Genomic DNA, 19900 nt, shown 5'->3' with positions numbered 1-19900 from the left:
TCTATAATGGCGGCCGGCGCCTGCTTCCCTTTGCCAGGCGCGCGAAATTCCTTATTTGAAGGCGTGCAGGCATGAAAATCACGGTCGTGGGTACCGGTTACGTTGGGTTGGTGTCGGGAGCGTGCCTGGCCGACATGGGCAACGACGTCATGTGTCTGGACCTGGACGAGGCAAAAATCGCCCTCCTGCGCCAGGGTGGCATCCCGATCTACGAGCCCGGCCTGGAAGACCTGGTCCGCCGCAACGTGCAGGCGGGCCGCCTGCAATTCACGGACGACGTCGCGCAGAGCGTGGCCTTTGGCGACGTGCAGTTCATTGCCGTGGGCACCCCGCCTGGCGAAGACGGCTCGGCCGACCTGAAGTACGTGCTGGCGGCCGCGCAGAACATCGCGCGCCACATGACGTCGCGCAAGCTGATCGTGGACAAGTCCACCGTGCCGGTGGGCACCGCCGACAAGGTGCGCGCCGTGGTGGCCAAGGAACTGGACGCGCGCGGGGTCGACATCCCCTTCAGCGTGGCGTCCAACCCCGAATTCCTGAAGGAAGGCGCGGCCATCAATGACTTCATGAGCCCCGACCGCGTAATCGTCGGCGCCGACGACGACTACACCGTCGGCGTCATGCGCCGCATCTACGAGCCCTTCCAGCGCACGCACGACCGCCTGATGGTGATGGACGTGCGTTCGGCCGAGCTGACCAAGTACGCCGCCAACGCCATGCTGGCCACGCGTATCTCGTTTATGAACGAAATGGCGAACCTGGCCGAAGCGCTGGGCGCCGACATCGAGCAGGTGCGCCGTGGCATCGGCGCGGACCCGCGCATCGGCTACCACTTCCTGTACCCGGGCGCCGGCTACGGCGGTTCCTGCTTTCCGAAAGACGTGCAGGCGCTGGTCAATACGGCCGCCGAGAATTCACTGCCGATGCGCGTCATCGAAGCGGCCGAAGCCGCCAACCACGCGCAGAAATTCCGTCTGTCCGAAAAGCTGGTCGCGCGCTACGGCGAAGACCTGCGCGGCCGCAAGATCGCGTTGTGGGGCCTGTCCTTCAAGCCCAACACCGACGACATGCGTGAGGCGCCCAGCCTGACCGTCATTGCCGAACTGACCCGGCGCGGCGCCGAAGTGCGCGCCTACGACCCCGTTGCCATGCACGAGGCCGCCCGCGTGATGGTCGGGCAGCCCGGCATCAGTTTCGCCACCGATATGTACGACGCGCTGGACGGCGCCGACGCGCTGCTGATCGCCACGGAATGGAAAGTCTTCCGCGCCCCGGACTTCGACCGCGTGAAGGCCCTGCTGAAAACGCCGCTGATCATCGACGGCCGCAACCTCTACACGCCGGCCGACGTGCGCGGCATGGGCTTCGAGTATTCCGGTATCGGACGCGCATGAAGATCCTGCAACTGAACTTCGAGAAAGGCTGGCGCGGCGGCGAACGGCAGACGCTGTATTGCATGCGCGCGTTCCGCAAGGCCGGCCACGATGTCGAAGTGATGTGCCGGGAAGGCGCCCCGTTGGCCGAACGCGCGCGCCAGGAAGGGTTTGTGGCGCATACGCGGCGCAACGTGCCCGGGCAGCTGGCGTTTCTGGCGGGTGCCGGCCGCTATGACATCATCCACGCGCAAACCGCCAACACCATCACGTGGGCCGTGCTGACCAAATGGCTGCATCGCCGCCCCGTGGTGTTCTCGCGGCGCACGTCGTTCGTGGTCAAGCCCGGCGACGAATGGAAAACCGGCTTCAAGTGGCGCCACGCCGACTTGTTCGTGGCCATCAGCGAGATGGCCGCCAGCGAACCGCGCCGGCTGGGGATTGAGCCCGTCATCATCCGCAGCGCGGTCGAACCGCACGCCATCAACGCCGAGAACGTCGCCAACCTGGTGCGTGAATTCGACCTGAGCGGCAAGAAGGTCATGGCCACGTCCGCCGCGCTGATCCGCGACAAAGACCCCGTGACGCTCGTGCGCGCCGTGGGCGAGTTGGCCAAGACGCGCCGCGACTTCGTCTTTCTGCACTTTGGCGCCGGCGGCGACCGCGAACAGCAGGCCAAGGACGAAGCCCGCCGTCTTGGCATCGAAGACGTCTACCGCTTTGCGGGCTTTCGCAAAGGCGTCGAAGACTTCTACAGCATCCTTGACGTCTTCGTCATGAGCTCCGAAGAAGAAGCGCTGGGCAGCAGCGTGCTGGACGCCTTCTTGCAGCGTGTGCCGGTGGTGTCCACCGATGCGGGCGGCCTGAAGGAAAGCCTGGCCGACGGCCGCGGCGTGCTGGTGGCCGTGGGCGACCACCAGGCCATGGCCGCCGGCATGGCCCGCTGCCTGGACGACGCGGCCTTCCGGCAAGACATCACACAACGCGCGTACGAGTACGTGAAAAGCGAACACGACGTGCAAAAGATGGGCAACCGCTATCTGGCGCAGTTCGCGCGCTTGTTGGGTCGGGCCTAGCCTCTAAACGTTTTTTGCTCGACGCGGGGTAGTCCAAATCGGCTGCGGGCCTGTTGCCGGCAAAAAGCGCCCGCGAGGCACCAGGGGACAACATTGCGTCCGCGCCGATCCCGCTTCACTCCCTGACATCAATCCGCGTTTCGAATTTTGCCCGGTGCACCGAAAAGAACGTGCGCACGTTGCGCACGTTGGCCTGGGCGGTGAACGCGCGGTGGACCAGCGCGTGGTAGGCGGGCATGTCCTTTACTTGGGCGATCACCACGAAATCCGGTCCGGGCGACACCCGGTAGCACTGCAAGACCGCGGGCTCGGTCAGCATGCTTTGCTCGAACGCGTCCAGGCTTTCGGCGGCCTGGACGTCCAGGGTGATTTCCACGATTACCGTCAACGTGCTGCCCAGCTTTTCGGCCGCCAGGATGGCGACTTGGCGGGCGATGACGCCTTCGTCCACCAGGCGCCGCACGCGACGCAGGCACGTGGGAGGCGACGCATGCACGCGCGCGGCCAGGTCCTGATTCGTCAGTGAACTGTCTACTTGAAGTTGCTCAAGGATACGCAGGTCCAGATCGTCCAGTTCCGGCTGCGGCAAAGCGGGAGGGTGCGTCGGGTTTTGCATGATTAATTCAAAAATCTCGGTTCTACGAAAGATAATTTAATCACAAATACGTAAGTAAATTAAATTCCAAACGAAGCAATAATAAGAAATCATATTTCTTGGTGCCTCGCGCACAATGCGTCGGTACCCGAACTTAAGTGGAGTTTTCCTATGTGCGGCATTGTTGGCGCCGTCGCCCAGCGCGACATCACCCCGATCCTGGTTGAAGGCCTGAAGCGGCTGGAGTATCGCGGCTACGACTCCTGCGGCGTCGCCGTGTATGCAGACGGCCACCTGCGCCGCACGCGCAGCACGCAGCGCGTTGCCGAGCTGGCCGACCAGGTTGCCCAGGACAAGGTCCAGGGCTTTACCGGCATTGCGCACACGCGCTGGGCCACGCACGGCGTGCCCGCCACGCACAATGCGCACCCGCACTTTTCGCACCTGGGCAATGAAGAGCCCCGTATCGCGCTGGTGCACAACGGCATCATCGAAAACCACGACGAACTGCGTGCCGAACTGCAAGCCGTCGGCTATGTGTTCGAAAGCCAGACCGACACCGAAGTCATCGCGCACCTGGTGAACCACCTGTACGCGGGCGACCTGTTCGAAGCCGTGCAAAACGCCGTGCGCCGCCTGCATGGCGCTTATGCGATTGCCGTGTTCTGCCGCGATGAACCGCATCGCGTCGTGGGCGCGCGCCAAGGCTCGCCGCTGGTGGTGGGCGTGGGCCAGAACGAAAACTTCCTGGCGTCCGACGCGCTGGCGCTGGCCGGCACCACGGACCAGATCATCTATCTGGAAGATGGCGACGTTGTCGACCTGCAACTGTCGCGTGTGTGGATCGTGGACGCCAACGGCAAGAACGTGGACCGCGAGGTGCACACCGTGCACGTGCACACGGGCGCGGCCGAACTCGGCCCGTACCGCCACTACATGCAAAAGGAAATCTTCGAACAACCGCGCGCCGTGGGCGATACGCTGCAAGACATCGAATCGATCACACCCGAGCTGTTCGGCGACGATGCCTACAAGATCTTCAAGGACATCGATTCGCTGCTGATCCTGGCTTGCGGCACCAGCTACTACGCCGGCCTGACCGCCAAGTACTGGATCGAATCCATTGCCAAGATTCCGGTGGCCGTGGAAATCGCCAGCGAATACCGCTACCGCGACAGCGTGCCGAATCCGCGCTCGCTGGTCGTCACGATTTCGCAGTCGGGCGAAACCGCCGACACGCTGGCCGCGCTCAAGCACGCGCGTTCGCTGGGCATGGACAAGACGCTGACCATCTGCAACGTGTCCACCAGCGCCATGGTGCGCGAATGCAAGCTGTCGTACATCACGCGCGCCGGTGTTGAAATCGGCGTGGCCTCGACCAAGGCCTTCACCACGCAGCTGACCGCGCTGTTCCTGCTGACCCTGGCGCTGGCGCAAGTGCGCGGCCACCTCAGCGAAGAACAAGAAGCGGACCACCTGAAGGCGCTGCGTCACCTGCCGGTGGCCATCGGTTCGGTGCTGGCGCTGGAACCCCAGATCATGGCGTGGGCCGACCGCTTTGCGTCCAAGGAAAACGCCTTGTTCCTGGGCCGTGGCATGCACTATCCGATCGCCCTGGAAGGCGCGTTGAAGCTCAAGGAAATCAGCTACATCCACGCCGAAGCCTACCCGGCCGGCGAACTCAAGCACGGCCCCCTGGCGCTGGTGACCGAGCACATGCCCGTCGTTACCATCGCGCCCAAGGACGAGCTGCTTGAAAAGCTGAAATCCAACATGCAGGAAGTGCGCGCACGCGGCGGCGAGCTGTATGTGTTTGCCGATGCCGACAGCAAGATCCAAAGCGCCGAAGGCATGCACGTGATCCGCATGCCGGAAAACTACGGCAAGCTGTCGCCTATCCTGCACACGATCCCGCTGCAACTGCTGTCGTACCACACGGCATGCGCGCGCGGCACCGACGTGGACAAGCCGCGCAACCTGGCCAAGAGCGTCACGGTGGAATAACGCCGAGGTTCATCTTTCAGGTTCTGAAAACGAGAAAAAGGGGCTGCCATGCCACGTCCCGATTTCAATCTTCTGCTGGCGCTCGATGCGCTGCTCGACGAGGGCAGCGTTATCGGCGCCGCGCGCCGCATGCACCTGAGCGCGCCGGCGATGAGCCGCACCTTGAGCCGCATCCGGGAGGCGCTGGGCGATCCCGTGTTCGTCCAGGTCGGTCGCAAGCTCATGCCGACACCGAAAGCGTTGGCATTGCGCGAGCAAGTGCGCGCGGCGGTCGAACAGGCCTCGCAGGTGTTCGCTACCGATGCCCAGATCGACCTGAAATTGCTGGATCGGCGTTTCAATGTCCGCGCTACCGATGAGTTTGTGAGCATCCATCTGGGTCATCTCCTGGATGCGATGGCGCGCGAGATGCCACGGGCGATGCTGCGCTTTTCGCCAGAGGAAGACGACGTGGACGAAGAGGCGCTGCGCAATGGCCGTATCGACCTGTTCATCAGCGCCTCGCGCAAGCTGGGGCCCGAGATTCGTGTGCAGCCCCTGTTCACCACGACGTTCGTGGGCGTCGCGCGCGCCAACCATCCGATTTTCGACGACGAGATCACGCCCGAACGCCTCACGCGCTGGGAGCACATCAACGTGTCGCGGCGCGGCAAGGCCGCCGGGCCGCTCGATGCCGCGCTGGAGGCGCAGGGGCTGCGTCGGCACGTTGCCCTGGTGGTGCCCAATCCGTACACGGCGCTGTTCGCGTTGCAGGATTCGGATCTGCTGCTGCCCTTGCCGCGGCATCTGGCCAGCACCGCGCTGTCCGCGGGCCTGCGCATTCGCGTGTTCGACCTGCCAACACCGCTGGAAACGGTGCTGCTGACCCAGGCTTGGCACCCGCGCCTGGAGGGCGATCCCGCCCATCAATGGCTGCGGCAGACCATTCATACGCTTTGCAACGAGAGCCAGGCGCAGGCGGCCAAGCGCGCCAAGCCATAGCGCAGAGCTTGCCCCGATGCGTGCGTATCGCGCAATCGTTCGAGTGCAATAAATACACTTTTCGGAATGATCGGCCCTGCCTACAGTGACGCGTATTGATCACTGTAGAAGGGTTGCATCGTGCAGTCGGCGAACGTGCCTGAAGCGAATTCGGGCGTCTTTCCACGCCTTTCCCGGTTTCGGGAGCGGTTGGCGCGTGGGCTGCCATATCTCGATCTGACGACGCCACGCGCGACCTATGTGATGCGTTCGATCCTGGCGGCCTGGCTGGCCCTGGTGGTGGCTTATCTGCTGGAACTGCACGCGCCCTACGCGGCGGCTTCCAGCGTGCTGCTGGTCATCAACCCTGTCCAGGGCGGCGTGATCGGCAAGGGGGTGTGGCGGGTGCTGGGCACGCTGGCCGGAATGCTGGCCGCCTTCGTCCTGATGAGCGCCTTCGGGCAGATGCCCTGGCTTTTCCTGCTCGGGTTCGGCGTATGGCTGGGGGGGTGCGTGGTGGGCATGACGCTGCTGCGTCATTTCCGGGCCTATGGCGCCACGCTGGCGGGCTACACCGTGGGCTTGGCGGCCTACGGCGCCATGCAGCATCCGGAACGCACCTTCGATCAGGTGATGGGGCGCGGCGCGTCGGTGCTGATCGGCGTGGTCTGCCTGGCGCTGGTGTCGGCCTTGTTCAGCAGCCGCAGCGTGCATAGCCGCCTGGCCATACTGCTCGACCGCCTTGCGGCCGCCACGGCGGGCGTGTTGGCAACGCATCACCAGGCCATTCAAGGTAGCGCGGCGCCGGGCGCCAAGCCGCTTGACGCCGGACGGCGTTCACTTATCGCCGAGCTGTATGGCGTGGACGATCTGCTGGCGCTGGGCAAGGCCGAGTCCGCCGATCTGGCCCATCGTGCCGGCACGGTGCGGCACACGATGGTGTCGTTGTTTTCCGCCTTGGTGGGCGGCGCGCCGCCCTGGTGCGAACACCGCGCCGGCCTCGCCGCGCTTAGGGCGTTGCAGCCCGAATGGGAGCAGGCATGGCGGGAGGTCGCGCAGGCTTTGCGGCAGGAACGCGGCCCGACCGAACGCGGCCCGACCGCAACGACGCGTGCCATCGGGCGGCTGATCGACCTGCGCGCCCGGCTGGTGGCCGTCCTTTCCTCGACCTCGCTGGACGATGCCTCCGAGCAGGCCGCGCTCATGATCGCCGGTGATCGCCTGATCGAGCAGTTGGACGATTACCTGCAAGCCATCGACGGCATCAAGCGTTTCCACCACCCCAGGCCGACGCCGGCGCGCGTCTCCGTGCCGTTTCACCGCGACACGGTGGCGGCCCTCCAGAATGGCGTGCGCGCCCTGTTGACGGTGTTGATGGGCGGCGCCTTCTGGATCGTCACCGGCTGGACGGAAGGCAACATGATGCTGGCGGGCTTGGCGGCGGCATGCGCCCTGCTGTCCACCGCGCCTAATCCCGCGCTGGGTGCCGTCGAATTCATCAAGGGCACGGTGGCCGCCGTGGCGATGGCCTTTCTGTGCACCTTCATCGTGCTGCCGCACGTCTCGGGCCTGCCGCTGCTGCTGGTCGTCCTGGGCCTGTTCTGGCTGCCCGGTGTGTATGCCACCACGATGCCGCGTTATGCGCTGGCGGGCGTGGCGTATCTGGTGGCGTTCACGACACTGGCGGCGGCGGACAACCCCATGCGCTACGACTTTGCACTGTTCCTCAATGGCGCCGTGGCGTGGGTCCTGGCGACATGTTTCACGCTGCTTGGATTCAGGATCGTGCTGCCGCGCAACCTGGCGCGCGACGTCACGCGCTTGCGCCGGCGCATCCGCGACGCGGCGCTGGGCACCTTGCGCGGCGTGCCGCCCGATGCATCGGCCTGGCAATGGCGACAACAACACCGCATCGCGCAACTGGGCGCCTTGCTCAGGACGCAGCCGCGGGCGATGGATCGCGCCATCGCCCAGGCGCTGGCGAGCCTGCATCTGGGTCGGGAAATCCTGCGCCTGCGACGCTGGCTGCGCCAGGCGCCGCAGCACGCCGAGTGGCCGCGCGTGGTGGCGCGCACGCTGCGCCATCTGCGCCGGCGGGTAGGGGATCCCGCGCGGGCCGCACGCCATGCCCGCCGCGCCGCAACCGCCTTGGCGCGCTTGCCGGTGCGGTCCGGCGCCACGACGGATGACGTGCGGCGCGTGACGGTCGTGCTGCTCGACATCGCCGCGCTGCTGGAACGCCATGCGAACGACGATCCGTACCCCTCTGAAGGCCACACCCATGCTCAGTGAATTTTCGTTGGGCGGCATCTACCTGCCGCCGTTCTTTGTCTACGCCTGCCTGGCCTTGCCGCTCTATATGGGCCTTCGCTTTGTGCTGGCGCGTTGCGGGGTGCTGCGTTGGGTGTGGCATCCGGGCCTGTTCGAGTTCGCCATTTCCCTTTGCCTTGTTTCCCTGCTGGTGCTTTATGTCTGAACGCTTATTTCCCGCCAAGCTGCTGCTGCGGGCAGGACTCACCCTTGCGGTGGTCGTTGCTGCCGGCTTTCTGGTCACTGCGCTGTGGCGCGCCTACGTCGTCGCCCCGTGGACCCGCGATGGCCGTGTCAGCGCGCAAATCGTACGTATCGCTCCCGAGGTGTCAGGCACCGTCGTCCAGGTCTCGGTCATGGACGATCAATACGTCAAACAGGGCGACCTGCTCTATCGCATCGACAATGCCAGCTTCGCGCTGGCATTGGCCCAGGCCGAAGCGCAGTTGGCATCAGCCGAGGTGTTCTTGCGCCAGAAAACCGAAGAGGCGCGGCGGCGCCGTGGCATGGAAAGCCTGGTGCCGGCCGAGGACATCCAGCGGGCGAACCAGGCGGTCGCCATCGCGCGGTCCGACCTACGCAGTGCACAGGTCGCCGTGGACAGGGCGAAGCTGGATCAAGCACGCACCGAATTGCGCGCGCCAACCGATGGCTACATCACGCGCCTGCGGTTGAACAAGGGCGACTACGCCGTGACGGGCCAGCCCAACATCGCGCTGATCGATGCCCACAGCTTCTGGATCACCGGGTACTTCGAGGAAACCAAACTGCGCGGCATCCAACCCGGTGCGGCGGCGCGGATCCGCCTGATGGGGTTCGACCAGGTATTGCCGGGGCGGGTGGCCAGCATCGGGCGAGGCATTACCGACAGCAACCAGCAGGCCGACGCGCAGGGCTTGCCCAGCGTGGAACCCAGCTTCAGCTGGGTCCGGCTGGCGCAGCGCATCCCGGTGCGCATCGAGTTCGAGCATGTCCCGCATGACGTCGTGCTGGCGGCCGGCATGACCGGCAGCATCGAGGTCACGCCCTCAGCGGGTACGCCGGTGCCGCAGGGCCGGCTGATCTCGCTGCTGCACGGCTGGTTGTAAGGACAAGGCCATGCATGTACCCATCCCTCACACGCAAGCACGCCTTCGGCGGGCACTGCTTCCTTTTCTGTTGGCATTGCTGAACGGCTGCACTGCCGACGGCCCGGACTACCGCACGCCGACGCTGGATGTGCCCGCGCACTGGATTGAGGCCGACGCCGCCATGTCCGATGGCGACCACGATGGTTTGCGCACCTGGTGGCGCGCCTTCCAGGATCCCTTGCTGGACCGGCTGGTCGAACAGACCCTGGCGCACAATCAGGATCTGGACATCGCCTTGGCACGCCTGCGCCAGGCACGCGCCGAGCGCGTGCAAATTGCCTCGGCCGCCCGGCCCGAGGTCTCGGTCGGCGCCGCCGGCGAGGCCGCACTCGGCAGCAAGGCACTTAGCTCGCAGCCGGGCGGGCGGGCGCGAACCTGGCATCTGGGGTTCGATGCGAGTTGGGAGCTGGACCTGTTTGGCGGCACGCGTCGCGCGGTCGAGGCCGCCGACGCCGGTATCCAGGCGTTGGCCGAGGACCATCGTGCGCTGCAAGTGAGCCTGGTGGCCGAACTGGTGTCCGACTACGCCGGGCTGCGCGCCGCGCAACTGCGCCTGGCCATCGCGCAAGACAACATTCGTTCGTTGGCCGAGGCGGAACGCTTGGCCGAGCAGGCGCACCGCGGTGGTCTGGGCACGCTGGCCGACGTTACCCAAGCTCGCGCCGAGCGCGAGATTGCCGAGGCGCAGCCGCCCCTGCGGGAAGCAGACATCGCCCGTTTCAGCCATGCCATCGGTGTGCTGACGGGCGGGTTTCCCGGGGACTGGCATGCCGACCTGGCAACGTCCGCGCCGGCGTTGCCCATGCCGGCCGACTTGCCGCTGTCATTGCCTTCGGACGTCATTCGCCAACGCCCCGACCTGCGGGCGGACGAACGGCGCCTGGCCGCCGCCACGGCGCAAATCGGCGTGGCAGAGGCCGCACGCTTCCCCACATTCCGTATTCCCTTGGAGTTCGGCACCACCGCCAGCGTCATCCACGACCTGTTCTCAGGCGCCAGCCTGGCATGGTCGGCGGCGATGCAGGGCAGCCAGTCTGTCTACGACGCCGGCAGCGCGCGAGCCGGCGTGGCTGCGGCACAGGCCAACGCCGACGCGGTGCGGCGCGTCTACGAGCGGGACGTGCGTTCGGCGCTGCGCGACGTAGAGGACGCCTTGACGGCATGGACCAGCGAACGCCAACGGCAAGCCGCGTTACAGAAAGCCGTGACCGCCAGCCAACTGGCCCTGCAACAGGCCTCACAGCTCTACGCGCGAGGGTTGAGCGCCTATCTGCCCGTGCTGGTGGCGCAGCGCAGCCTGAACCAGACGCGCGATGCCTTGGCGCTGAGTCAGGTGGCGCAACTACAGGGAGGCATAGCCTTGTACAAAGCGCTGGGGGTGGGCTGGTCGGACACGACATCGGTCGGCCAACCCGCTCAGGCGGCCGCCAAAGAAATAACGGCGACGCAATGACGCCTTGATGCGGTGGAGAGTTAAGTACGCGGCGCCGGCCATGAACGGTAAGCGTCTTTCATATCAAGCACTTGGCCCACCGCATGCGATGGGCCAAGTGCGTTTGATGGCAGCTGTTTGCAGGGCATTATCCGGCCGATTATGACTGCCTTGTACACAACGATTTTGCATTACAGAATTATTGCTTTAGGCTATTAATAAATTGCCGCTGAACGGGCATTATGTTTTTCAGTATGGTTAAACAAAAATAAGAAATACCCTTTTTTATATTCACTCACAATTACCCGGCGTTCCTGTGTTGCGGTTTGTGTAATGAATGTAATTATTTGAGGGAAATCCCGGGGTTTATTACGGGCGCTCTGACTCATTTCCACAGCAATAAAAATTTTTAGAAAGAATATTGCTGTCTGGCCCCTCTACGATTCGTTGGCTCATCAAGAAACGGGTATGTATACGTTTCGAGCCGTAACTTTCCTTAAGTAATCAGTCCGCCCAATAGGGACAGTCGTATATCGATTTCGAATCGAATACGCGTCCTTGGGTGTCGATTTCTAGTGTCTACGACACGACGAAAACAGTGAGGCCCCCGTGGTAAAGAGAATCGCAGTGTGTGGCCTTGGATATGTCGGCCTGCCCGTAGCCGTTGCATTTTCCAAGCGCTTTGATGTCATCGGCTTTGATGTGGATAAGCGGAGAATCGCACGACTGAAAGAGGGACACGACTGGACCGGCGAGATTGAAGACGACGTCCTGCGTGCCTCTGCAATGACCTTTACCGACCAGATCTCTGAACTGGAAGGGTGCGACTTTTTCGTGGTTGCCGTTCCCACGCCCGTCGACGAAAAGAACAACCCCGATTTTTCCTTGCTGGTGCGCGCGTGCCAGTCCATCGGACCCGTGCTGCGTCCGGGCTGCATCGTGGTGTTTGAATCCACCGTCCACCCCGGCGCCACCGAGGAAATCTGCGGCCCCGAGCTGGAAAAAGTGTCCGGCCTGCGCTGCGGCATCGACTTCAAGCTGGGCTACAGCCCCGAACGCATCAACCCGGGTGACCGCGAGCATCCGCTGGAAAAGATCGTCAAGATCGTATCCGGCCAGGACGAAGCGTCGCTGGAAATCATTGCCGGCGTGTACGAGAAGATCATCGACGCCGGGGTGCACCGCGCCTCGTCCATCAAGGTGGCCGAAGCCGCAAAGGTGCTGGAAAACACCCAGCGCGACATCAACATCGCGCTGATGAACGAGATGTCCAAGATCTGCGATCTGGTCGGCATCCGCACCTCGGAAGTCCTGAACGCCGCCGGCACCAAGTGGAACTTCCTGAAGTTCTCGCCCGGCCTGGTCGGCGGGCACTGCATCGGCGTGGACCCGTACTACCTGACCTCCAAGGCGCAGGAACTGGGTTACCACCCCGAAGTCATTCTGTCGGGCCGCCGCATCAACGACGGCATGGCCAACCACGTCGCGCAGCGCATCGTGCAGACGCTGGCCCGCAATGGCCGCCTGAATGCGTCCACCCGCGTCGGCATCCTGGGCATGACGTTCAAGGAGAACGTGCCCGACATCCGTAACTCGAAGGTCGTCGATCTGTACAAGGCGCTGGGCAGCTACGGCATCACGCCGGTTGCCTGCGACCCGATGGTCGACCCCGAGCAGATGGAACACGAATACGGCATCAAGCTCGTCCCCCGCGCGCAATTCGGCGGCATGGACGTGTTGATTCTCGCGGTGCCCCACCGCGAAACCATGGAGACCATCTGGGAAGACATCCCCGGCTTGGTCAACAGTGGAGGCATGGTGTGCGACTTGAAGTCGGTGCTGGATAGCAAACGCCTTGCCCCCGACCTCTTGTACTGGACTCTTTAAGTTCAGGCTCGCTATCCATCACTACAGGAGAGACCCTGGATGACTGCATTTACTATCGCTCCGATCGGCACCTGCCGGATCCATACGCCGCTGCGCGATGCCGTGGGACGCTACCCGATCAAGCTGCAACTCGGGCGCAACTACGGTTTCGTGCACACCAGCGCCGAGGCGCTGCAACAGGCGCGCTTCATGTTCGGCCAGGCCGACATTCCGGCCGACGTACAGCGCCTGATCTTCCGTCCTTCGAATGGCGAGCAGGCTCGCCGTGGTACGCACAAGCCGGCCGACCTCTACATGGTTGAGCTGTCCTCGCGCAAGCTGCTGACCATCGACGGCCATCCCATTCAATCGAACTACCTGGGGCGCTACTTCAGCGAGTTCTTCGCTGACCGCACGCGCACCCGCATGTTCTGGCAACTGGCCAGCACCGATCGGCTTGCCGAGCGCCGTGCGCAGCTGGACCAGGACGCCGTGTTCAAGAGCCTGTCGCGCGATGACCAGGAACTGCTGTCGCGCATCGTCAAGCGCGATCAGACCGACGAAGAGATCGAAGCCGAAATGCGTGACCTGGTCGCGCTGCTGGGCCACGACAAGGTGGTGTTCGTCACCCACGTCAACGCACTGACGCCGGACAACGTGCCGATCGAACAACGCGCGCAACTGATCGCCACGGTGGCCGCCAGCGCGCAGCGCATCGGCGTGCCGTGCTACGACCCCACGCCGCTGATGAGCAAGATCGGCCAGGCCGACGCGATGGAAGACGGCGGGCTGGACCTGACGCACTACACGCAGGTCTTCGCCGAACGCCTGTGCCACGAATGGTTCAAGAACTACATGCGTCCGCGCATGAGCGCGTCCACCACGCAGGTGGCCGTGCCCAAGCTGGGCGCCGACGACAGCGCGGAACGCATCGAAAAGATCTGGGATGCCGGCGACCTGCGCGAAGCATCGCGCCGCGTGCGCGACGTGCTGCGCCGCCACCCTGGCCTGCCCGAACACACGCTGCTGTTTGCGCGCATCCAGGAAGAACTGGGCGACTACGAAGGCTCGCTCGCCCTGCTGGGCAGCGCCGACGGCGCCCTGGCCACCGGCAGCAAGGCCGAGCAGATCCTGATGCGTAACCACTTCAAGCTGGGCCGCCACGACCTGGCGTACTCGCTTGCCGCCGGCCTTCTGGGCGACGAAATCGAAACGCCCGAAATCGTGCGCATCGCGGCGGTTTCCGCCGGCCAGCTGGGCTATGTGGATGAGTCGCTGGGCAACTGGAAGCAGCTGTTCCGCATCTCCTCGCCCACCGACGCCACCGCGCTGGAAGCGGCCGACACGGTGCTGTCGCTGTTGCAGACCGGCGGCGACATGGAAGCCGTGATCCGCTGGGTCAATGAAGTGCGCGAAGCCATCCCGACGCATGGCCGCGGCTTTGCCGTGCTGTGGCGCGACCGCCTGTTGGCCGGTGACCGCGCCGGTCTGCGCGCCCTGGCAGCCGAATCGCCCGCGTTGGAAGACATGGACGCGCTGGAGCTGGTCAAAGAAGCTTCGTGGCGCGGTTGCATCATGGCCGCCGCCGCGCTGGCCGCGTCTTGCGGCCTGGCCAATAGCGAGCACGAAGACATCGGCGCCTGGCTGCAATCGCAGTCCACCGCATGGGCCGAAGAAGGTACTCGCGCACTGGAAGACGGCCGTCTGCGTGACGCCGCCGAACGCATCTGCGCGCACCGCCTGCTGAACCCCGACGCCCTGACCGCCGTGCGCGCACAGCGTGCGTTCGAACGGGCGATGCGTCTTGGCGTGCGCGCCGCGCTGCTGGCCGGCAACCACAAGGAAGTGATCGACCTGACCGACGTCGCGTTGGACACGCAGCTTGATTTCCCCGAGCTGGACACGATGCGTGGCCGCGCCGCCGATGCGCTGGGCGACAAGCAAACCGCCATGCGCCATCTGGAGCAAGCCGCCGCCGACAAGGCCGCGCCCTTGAGCACGCAGCTGTACTTTGCCCGCGTGGCCTTCAACGGTGGCTGGTTCGGTGAAGCCATCGACGCCTACCAGGCGGTGCTGGCCAACGCCTCGGCCGACCAAAGCGCCAAGGACGAAGCCGAACGCCAACTGGGCAGGCTCGGCCCGCGCGCTATTCGAGGCGCCCGCGAACTGCTGGCCGCCGGCGATCATCGCGCCGCGTGGAACCTGCTGGAACGCGTCGCCCAGTCGTGGCCGCAGATGACGGAAGTCGAGCACGAAAAGCGCCGCATCATCGCCGTGCTGTACGCCGAGGCACGCGCGCTGGATCCGGCCAGCACCACCGAGCGCCTGGCGCTGGGCGAACGCATCGTGGAACTGGTGCCCAACGACGCCATCGGCCTGCGCCTGGCCGCCGTCGGCGCCATGCGCCTGCATCGCTTCGAACAGGCCCTGCCGTACTGGCGCCGCCTTCGCGAACTGTCCGATAACCCCACGCAGTTCGATCACTACATCGATCGCTGCCTGGTGTGGATCGAAAAAGCCAACCGAAGGAAGGCAGCATGAATACCCCACTGACTACCGAACGGGCGGACGTTTCGTCCGATCTCCAATGGGTGCATGCCCAGTTGGAGGAGATCGTCACGGCGTCGGTGCGGGTCCAGGTCGCACAAGAAAACCTGGCGCGCGCCGAAGCGTTGGCGCGCGATCATCTGGAAGATTCCAAGGTCCGTTTCCTGTTGCTTCGGCTGAAGGAATCGGCGGGCTTGAACGAAGGGATGGCCGAGCAGTGGGCAACCTTGCTTCAAGAATGCCCCGACGACTTGCAGATCGTGCGTTATTGCGCGACGCGACTGGTCAAGGAACGGCATCTGGACGAGGCCTTGTCCCTGGTCGACCGGCATCTGCCGGCCTCGTCCGAGAACCCGTCGCGGCTGTTCTCGCGCGCCAAGCTGCTTAGCGACATCCGCGCGCACGAGCAGTCGGACCAGCTGTTCCGGCGGCTGATCCTGGAACACACGGATCGCAATATCCGCGTCGAATTCGCCAAGCGGCTGCGCAAGCGCGGCTTGCTGGCGGACGCGTATGAAGCGATCCGCCCGGTCGCCGCGCACTTGGCGCCCGGCAGCAAGGCGGCCGAACTGGCCACCGCGCTGGCGGCCGACTACGCCTTCTTCAAGGGCTTGGAGCCCGAAGGCGGCCTGGCGGGCAAGGACGTGCGGATCGTGTCGATGAAGCACGCCATCCTGCACTTTCGCAACCGCAAGATCGCCGAGCAACCGCCGGAAAAGGCCGTGTCCGTCGCCCTGGTGACGGGCAGCCTGGGCCCTGGCGGCGCCGAGCGCCAGTTGACCCGCCTGGCTGGCGAGTTGACGCGCATGGCGGCTCAACCGGATCGGCAACTGCCTGACGTCGTGATGCGGCCCGAGAAGGTCGAGGTCATGGTCAAGCAGCACACCGAACCGGCGGGCTCGACCAAGAAGAAGCAGGGCTTGGACTTCTTCCTGCCGGTGTTGGTGCAGGCGCAGATTCCGGTGACCGAGATCAACAAGCTGCCGGCCATTTCGGTGGCGCACCAATCGGTGCCCGATGGCCGCCTGGGCCGCATGCTGGAACAACTGCCGCCGCCCGTGCACTACGGTGTGACGCGCCTGGCGCCGGTGCTGCGCGCCAATCCGTTCGATGTTGTCAGCCTGTGGCAGGACGGCACGTGCCTGTTCGGCGCGTTGGCCGCGTTGCTGGCCGGTGTGCCGACCATCCACCTGGTGTTTCGCGGGCTGCCGCCCAACATTCGCAAGGACCGATTCCGCGAAGAGTATCCCGAGCTGTTCCAGGCGCTGGCGCAAGTGCCGGGCGTGTACTTCGTCAGCAACAGCCGCACCGCCGCCGAGGCGTATGCGCAGTGGCTGGGCATTCCGGTCGTGCGCTTTCACGTGCTGTACAACGGCGTGCCTGACCTGGCCACCAACGCGTCGCCCGTCGACGAGCAGAAGTGGGAGGCCTTCAAACAAGCCACCGCCGATGCCACCGAGACGGTCGGCGGCGTGTTCCGGCTGGAGCCGGACAAGCGGCCGCAGCTATGGATCAAGATGGCCGCGATGTACCTGAAGCGACGACCCCAGGCACGCTTTGTCATCGTGGGCGATGGACGCCTGCACGACAACATCGTCGCGCTGGCGGAAGAGCTGCGCGTGGTTGACCGGCTGCTGCTGGTGGGCTTATCCAATCACGTGGGCTACTGGTATTCGCAGATGGACGCCAGCGTGCTGCTGTCGCGCTATGAAGGCTTGCCCAACGTGTTGATCGAAGCGCAGCTGTTGGGCGTTCCGGTGATTTCGACACCCGCCGGTGGTGCTGGCGAATGCTTCGTCGAAAACGAAACGGGCCACCTGCTTAGCGACGTCGAACATCCCGACATGACAGAAGCCTGCGACAAGGTGGAGTCGATGGTCGACCTGGTGCGCAGTAACGAGTCATTGAAGGCGCAGAGCCGCAAACGGGCACAAGACCTGTTTTCGCTCGACGCGATGCTGTCCAAGTTCCTGAGCCTGTGCGTGCCCGTCATGGCCGTCTCGGAGAACGACGAACGCATCGACTTCCCGCAGATGCAACGCATGCTTGCGTGATCGGCGGCAGGTCTTTTCAAGGTCCAATAGATTTAAGGGTTTTATGCACATGAACGTCCCGGCTTTCGGCCTGCGGCGCAACGCGGCCTTCGCCATGGTGGTGCTGGCCGCACTTTCACTTTCGGGCTGCCAGCTGCCGCGTTCCGGTCCGATGTTGAGCGAAATGACGGGGGCACACGACGACAAGGACGTTATCGTGATGCCCGCCTCGCGCGAACTGGTGCAAGCCAGCAGGGTGCCTGACGTGGCGGACTTTCCGGTCCGCTATCGCGACCTGACCCAAGCGGGCTTCGACCGCCTGGTGCCTGGCGACGGCATCAACGTGCGCGTGTGGGAACGCGGTGGGCTGGGCGTATTCGCGGCGGACCCGTCCGGCGTCAGCGACCTGGGCAACCAGGAGATCGACCGGTCGGGCAACGTCTATTTCCCCATCCTGGGCAAGTTCCGCGCAGAAGGGCTGACGCTGGCGCAGCTGCATGATTCCGTCGTTGCCCGCCTGGCCAAGCTGGTGGTGGGCGCGGACGTCAGCGTCACACGCGTGACCGATGCGCGCGGCCAGATGGTGACGGTGCAGGGAAACCTGACCAAGCCCGGCATGTACCCGATCACGCAGACCGCGCAGCGCCTGAGCAGCGCGCTGGCGCAGGCCGCGCCGGTGCAGACCAACCCCGAACAACTGGTCATCAGCCTGCGCCGCGACAACCAGGTGGCCTCGGTGCGTCTGTCGGACATCTACCGCAATCAGAACAACGACATTCTGCTGCGGCCGGGTGACGTCATTACCGCCTACGACTCGCGCGAGTACCTGACCGTGCTGGGCGCGGCGGGCAACCAGGGCCGCGTGGCGATCAGCAAGCGCAATTACTCGGTACTGGACGCGCTGGCCGATTCGCGTGGCCTGGACGACAAGCTGGCCGACCCGCGTTCCGTGTTCCTGTTCACGCCCGCCAAGGCCGGTGTGGCCGGCAAGCCGGACATGCTGCCGGTGGTGTATCAGTTTGACCTGACGCGGCCCGAGCAAGTGGCGTTGGCGCGTGAATTCACCGTGCATGAAGGGCAGGCCATCTACATTTCGGACGCGCCGTTCACGCAGGTGCAGAAGGTGCTGTCGGCCTTCCGCGTCACCATGAGCGCGGGCTTCAGCGCCACGCGTGCGATCGATAGCGATTCGGGCTCCAGCTCTTCCGGCGTGACCCAATAGCGTGTCGATGAGTAACGAGGATCGGATCAAGGGGTGGCGTAACCGCCGCAAGGACAGTAACTACGCGGTGGGTTCGGGCGTCGATGCGTGGCGCCTGGACCCGGCCGCGCTGTTTGAAGCCAAGGCCACGCCCAGCGTGCTGCTCAAGCCATTGCTTGCGCGGCTGCTGGGCGAGCCGCACGATTCCGTTGCCGCCCGCCGGGCGGTGTACGAAGCGGTGCAGGCCGAGTTGGACGCGGAGATCGCGCGCGGCAAGGTCGACGAGACGCTGGCCGATTTTTCGCGGCGGCGGCTGCGCCTGATCGTGCGCCTGCTGGAAACGGATATCCGCGCGGGCGTGGATGTCTTCGCGTCGGGCTACATGCCCGCCAAGCTGATCGCGGAAGACGAACGGCTGGCGGCGGCGCACGCGCGGCGCGTCGAACGGCGCAAGCAGGACGAGGCGCGCGATGCGCGCCGCCATGCGTCGCGCAACGACATCGCGCTGGAAATCGAATTGCCGCAGGGCGAGGCCGCGGATCTTGCCATTCTGCGGCAGCGCTTGCAGGTGCTGCATGAGGGGCACCATCCGGACAGTGCCGGCCGTGGGCAGCCCGTGGGGCGCACGCTGATGGCGCTGTTCGTGTATCAGCTGCGCGTGATCCACGGCGAAAGCCGCATCGCGCTGCTGTGGGCGCTGGTCGGCCCTGTCGTACTGCTGACGTTGATCTCGTCGCTGTACATCCTGATGGGCACGCACTTCATTCTTGGCATGGACGTGCAAACGTTTTCGCTGTTGGGAGCCACCACATGGATCATGTTCCGGCAGATCGTTTTCCGAAGCAGTACCGCCTATATCTCGGCGCGCGGGCTGCTGAACTTCCAGGGCGTCACCCCGCTGATGTGCGCGCTGGTGCAGGCGATGATCTACGTATCGGTGTACCTGGTGGTGTTCGCCGTGCTGATCAGCGCGGGACACGCGCTGGGACTCATCACGCTGCCGGAGAGTTGGGCGGGCTTCATTCTTTTCGTGGTGCTGATGGGCTGCTGCGGGTCGGCGATGGGCGTGCTGTTCGGGTCAATCGCGACCTTCTGGCATTTCTTCCTGCGCCTGGCGCCCGTCATCGAACGGGGCTTGCAGATATTCTCCAGCGTGTTCTTCGTGTCGGAGCAGTTGCCCGAGCATCTGCGCCCATGGATTCTGTGGTCGCCGTTCGCGCACGGCATGCAGCTGCTGCGTTCGGCTTACTTCGCGGCCTACGATTCCCACGATGCCAGCCTGGGCTATTTCTTGACGGCATTGGTGTTCATGATGGTGGTCGCCCTGGCGGCCGAGCGTCTTGCACGCCCCAATGTCCAGCCGATGTAAGGGG

The 19900-nt window shown here is 64.7% G+C and carries 14 protein-coding genes; 13 read left to right on the top strand and 1 reads right to left on the bottom strand.

The window, feature by feature from the left end; all coding sequences use genetic code 11:
• Positions 1-71: 71 nt before the first annotated feature.
• The gene (locus AC0Z35_RS20830) at positions 72-1394 is read left to right on the top strand and encodes a UDP-glucose dehydrogenase family protein (protein ID WP_104144722.1); all 1323 of its coding nucleotides are present in this window, start codon (positions 72-74) and stop codon (positions 1392-1394) included.
• On the top strand, positions 1391-2449 hold the full coding sequence (locus AC0Z35_RS20825; RefSeq protein ID WP_485132626.1) for a glycosyltransferase family 4 protein: 1059 nt from the start codon (positions 1391-1393) through the stop codon (positions 2447-2449). Before AC0Z35_RS20830 ends, AC0Z35_RS20825 begins: the two co-directional genes overlap by 4 nt.
• 115 nt (positions 2450-2564) lie before the next feature.
• On the opposite strand, the gene AC0Z35_RS20820 is transcribed toward AC0Z35_RS20825, so the two are convergent.
• Entirely contained in the window at positions 2565-3065 is a 501-nt protein-coding gene (locus AC0Z35_RS20820; protein ID WP_485132625.1) for an Lrp/AsnC family transcriptional regulator, read from the bottom strand.
• A gap of 150 nt (positions 3066-3215) precedes the next feature.
• Here AC0Z35_RS20820 and glmS point away from each other — a divergent pair, with 150 nt between their 5' ends.
• From glmS to AC0Z35_RS20765, 11 genes are all read left to right on the top strand, one after another.
• A complete protein-coding gene (glmS, locus tag AC0Z35_RS20815) occupies positions 3216-5048 on the top strand; it encodes a glutamine--fructose-6-phosphate transaminase (isomerizing) (protein WP_104144725.1) in 1833 nt (610 codons plus the stop codon).
• Between the two features lie 48 nt (positions 5049-5096).
• Positions 5097-6029: a LysR family transcriptional regulator gene (locus AC0Z35_RS20810; RefSeq protein ID WP_485132624.1), complete on the top strand. Its 933-nt coding sequence runs from the start codon at positions 5097-5099 to the stop codon at positions 6027-6029.
• A 243-nt stretch (positions 6030-6272) separates the two neighbouring features.
• The gene (locus AC0Z35_RS20805; protein ID WP_485132719.1) at positions 6273-8300 is read left to right on the top strand and encodes an FUSC family protein; all 2028 of its coding nucleotides are present in this window, start codon (positions 6273-6275) and stop codon (positions 8298-8300) included.
• Positions 8290-8484, top strand: a complete 195-nt coding sequence (locus AC0Z35_RS20800; RefSeq protein WP_219991551.1) for a DUF1656 domain-containing protein — start codon at positions 8290-8292, stop codon at positions 8482-8484. Before AC0Z35_RS20805 ends, AC0Z35_RS20800 begins: the two co-directional genes overlap by 11 nt.
• Positions 8477-9406 carry an HlyD family secretion protein gene (locus AC0Z35_RS20795; RefSeq protein WP_219991552.1) on the top strand — a complete coding sequence of 310 codons (930 nt, stop codon included), beginning with the start codon at positions 8477-8479 and terminating at the stop codon, positions 9404-9406. The genes AC0Z35_RS20800 and AC0Z35_RS20795 overlap by 8 nt, the downstream gene beginning before the upstream one ends.
• 10 nt (positions 9407-9416) lie before the next feature.
• A complete protein-coding gene (locus AC0Z35_RS20790; RefSeq protein WP_485132623.1) occupies positions 9417-10901 on the top strand; it encodes an efflux transporter outer membrane subunit in 1485 nt (494 codons plus the stop codon).
• 606 nt (positions 10902-11507) lie between these two features.
• A complete protein-coding gene (locus tag AC0Z35_RS20785) occupies positions 11508-12767 on the top strand; it encodes a nucleotide sugar dehydrogenase (RefSeq protein WP_082134506.1) in 1260 nt (419 codons plus the stop codon).
• 39 nt (positions 12768-12806) lie between these two features.
• Entirely contained in the window at positions 12807-15287 is a 2481-nt protein-coding gene (locus AC0Z35_RS20780; RefSeq protein ID WP_485132622.1) for a hypothetical protein, read from the top strand.
• Entirely contained in the window at positions 15284-17347 is a 2064-nt protein-coding gene (locus AC0Z35_RS20775; protein ID WP_485132621.1) for a glycosyltransferase, read from the top strand. Before AC0Z35_RS20780 ends, AC0Z35_RS20775 begins: the two co-directional genes overlap by 4 nt.
• A 43-nt stretch (positions 17348-17390) precedes the next feature.
• Entirely contained in the window at positions 17391-18548 is a 1158-nt protein-coding gene (locus AC0Z35_RS20770; protein ID WP_046805315.1) for a polysaccharide biosynthesis/export family protein, read from the top strand.
• A gap of 7 nt (positions 18549-18555) precedes the next feature.
• Positions 18556-19896: an ABC transporter permease gene (locus tag AC0Z35_RS20765; RefSeq protein WP_314364370.1), complete on the top strand. Its 1341-nt coding sequence runs from the start codon at positions 18556-18558 to the stop codon at positions 19894-19896.
• Positions 19897-19900 lie beyond the last annotated feature (4 nt).

Source organism: Achromobacter sp. 1L-A-4-B-C2, from assembly GCF_057291955.1.
Note: the sequence above shows the minus strand (reverse complement) of the source record. Positions and strands in the feature narration are given on the sequence as shown.